The 2,460-nt window shown below is 39.1% G+C and carries 4 protein-coding genes; 3 read left to right on the plus strand and 1 reads right to left on the minus strand.

Translation table 11 applies throughout. The features are described from left to right. The coding region (locus ICC18_RS33250; protein WP_188178672.1) for an IS3 family transposase at positions 1 to 129 on the plus strand (129 nt) is incomplete at its 5' end. 58 nt (positions 130 to 187) lie between these two features. Here the strand turns inward: ICC18_RS33250 and pdaB are convergent. Beyond that, entirely contained in the window at positions 188 to 970 is a 783-nt protein-coding gene (pdaB, locus tag ICC18_RS33255; RefSeq protein WP_188178673.1) for a polysaccharide deacetylase family sporulation protein PdaB, read from the minus strand. A 111-nt stretch (positions 971 to 1,081) separates the two neighbouring features. Here pdaB and ICC18_RS33260 point away from each other — a divergent pair, with 111 nt between their 5' ends. Both ICC18_RS33260 and ICC18_RS33265 read left to right on the plus strand, forming a co-directional pair. Beyond that, entirely contained in the window at positions 1,082 to 1,693 is a 612-nt protein-coding gene (locus ICC18_RS33260; protein WP_188178674.1) for a stage II sporulation protein M, read from the plus strand. Positions 1,694 to 1,896: 203 nt separating this feature from the next. Beyond that, positions 1,897 to 2,127 carry a hypothetical protein gene (locus tag ICC18_RS33265; protein ID WP_188178675.1) on the plus strand — a complete coding sequence of 77 codons (231 nt, stop codon included), beginning with the start codon at positions 1,897 to 1,899 and terminating at the stop codon, positions 2,125 to 2,127. Positions 2,128 to 2,460 lie beyond the last annotated feature (333 nt).

Genomic DNA, 2,460 nt, shown 5'->3' on the forward strand with positions numbered 1-2,460 from the left:
GAGAATATTGAACAGTTTAAAGTAGAACTGGAAAAATACATCACATACTACAACCACAAACGAATAAAGGCAAAACTAAAAGGCATGAGCCCGGTACGGTACCGGACTCATACCCTAGAAGCTGCCTAACAATATACTGTCTAACTTTTTGGGGTCACTTCAGACTTAGCTCTTTTTCATTCGTATTCTAATGAATTTGTTTCATCGCTTGATCTTCGACAGGCTTGGTTTCAACTTGAGTTTGCTTAAGCAGCTCGCTAACTGTTACGAACTCATAGCCTTTAGCTCTTAATTGATCAATAATAACGGGTAAAGCTTCATGTGTCTGTTGACAGGAATCGCTGGCGTGCATCAGCACGATATCTCCGGGATGTGCTTTAGAGACAACGCGATCAATGATTTTATCCGTACCAATATTCATCCAGTCTAGGGAATCGGTATCCCATTGCACCACGGAATAACCGAGCTCGTCTGCGATCCGCAGTACTCTTTTATCAAAATCGCCATTAGGCATTCGTATCAAATTCGGCTCTTTTCCGACCAATTCCGTCAAAATTCCATGTGCTATAGAAATTTGCTTGCGTATTTCTTCATCACTAAATGTACTGTAATTATCATGTTTATTACCGTGGCTGCCGATTTCAAAGCCTGCTTTCTTGATATGATCTACGATTTCAGGGTGACTTTTACTCCAGGGGGAGGAAAGGAAGAATGTTGCATCTTTCACGCCTTTACTTTCAAGTACTTTTAGAATGGGTTCCGCTCGTTTATCTCCCCAGCTAATGTCGAAGGTTAGCGCGATCACTTTTTTCTCCGTTTGCACACTATAAATGGCAGATGGTTCTCCCGCCCCGAACACGGAAATATTGCTTTGTTCCGAATACACAATGGCTGCCGCGAATACAATGGCAACGGCAATGAAGATGAATTGCTTTAATTTTCGAGCGTTCACTACAAAAAAATAGTTCACTTTAGCTGGAACCTCCTTCTTGCCCTACAGCGGGTAAGGCTTGTATTACTTTATAGACAATGTATGCTCGTACATACCCTACTTATTCTTGAATATCGGAGGGAAATCAAAATGAATTTTAAAGAATTGCTAGCACATCTAAAAGAGATGAAACACTATTTCATTGTTGTCGTTCTTGTCTTTGGTTTCAGCTTTTATTTGGGCTGGGCTAACTCGGATCAATTTTCGATTTTTCTCAATAATCAACTGGAAAGCCTGAAATCGTTAAGTCAAACGCTAAGCAGTAAAGAAAATCCACAATTGTGGTTTTTCGTCTTTATATTTCTGAACAATGCATTTAAATCTGTCATTATCATTTTTCTAGGGTTGTTGTTGGGTGTGTTTCCGCTGTTTATGCTAGTTGCTAATGGGATGATACTTGGATATGTTCTCACTCTGCAAACCCATGAAAGTACATTGTCTGTAGTGCTAAAAGGCATTTTGCCTCATGGCATCATAGAAATTCCAGTTATTTTAATTGCATGCGCATATGGGCTTAAGTTGGGAATGCTCGTATGGAAAGCAGGGTTACAGATCTTTTTACGAAGTGAAGCCAGAACGGTACGTGTAGAACTAATTAGAGTTCTTCGTTTAACGAAACCGTTATCGGTATGCATCGTGGTACTTTTATTGCTTGCAGCAATCATTGAAAGTACTCTGACTTACTGGCTAGTTCATTTGTAAAAAAAAAATCAAAACTCTTGTCATAAAAATGGGAAAATCTGAGCATAACAGTAAAGCAATAAGGTAAAGCGGAAGATAATAACGGATCCTCTTAATGCCGAATTGTTAGGAAAGCCATAAATCCTTGTATTGGGACATGTTCTGCAGAAAGTTGCCGGCATGCCTTTTCTGTATCTACAGTCGAGAGGGGTTTGAATGGATGTATGCTCGGATTTCTATTCAATGATCGGGAATGCAGAGAATTAGACTATGTGCTTCGCAAAGAATTAGATGAAATGCTGTTCGATCTGAATGACAAGAGAATTGATCAAGAGATTAAAGGGGCTATTGAATCCAGATACAAAGTGATTTTCCGTATGTATGCTCGTTTAGCCACACCCAAAGAAATTTCAAAGTATGCTAGGAATCGTAATTATCAAATTGAAAAAAAATAGAGGGTATAGGCTTGACTTACCCTCTTCTTATGTGTTATTTTATATTTCGCCGCTTCGATAAGAAGAGCTGATTGCTCAAGCGCGAATGAACTTCGAAATTGATGTTTAAAAAAATGCTTGCAATCAGATAGGCGAGTGTGGTATATTTAAAAAGTCGCCGCTAAAACGGTGGCGAGAGTGAAAGAAAAGAAATTGTTCTTTGAAAACTGAACAACGAGTGAGGAAGCACGGTCACGCAAGTGACCACAATTAAGAGATTGCAAAATCTCGTCAGCTTTGAAATTGAGCTATTCAGCTTAACAAATAGGTTTTACCTTTTTGGAGAGTTTGATC

Origin of the sequence: Paenibacillus sedimenti (assembly GCF_014534655.1) — a bacterium.
GTDB classification, from domain to species: domain Bacteria; phylum Bacillota; class Bacilli; order Paenibacillales; family NBRC-103111; genus Paenibacillus_E; species Paenibacillus_E sedimenti.

Excerpts from the sequence above, each read along its gene's own strand:
- ICC18_RS33260 (WP_188178674.1), top strand. The coding sequence starts at position 1,082 with ATGAATTTTAAAGAATTGCTAGCACATCTAAAAGAGATGAAACACTAT.
- ICC18_RS33265 (WP_188178675.1), top strand. The coding sequence starts at position 1,897 with ATGCTCGGATTTCTATTCAATGATCGGGAATGCAGAGAATTAGACTAT.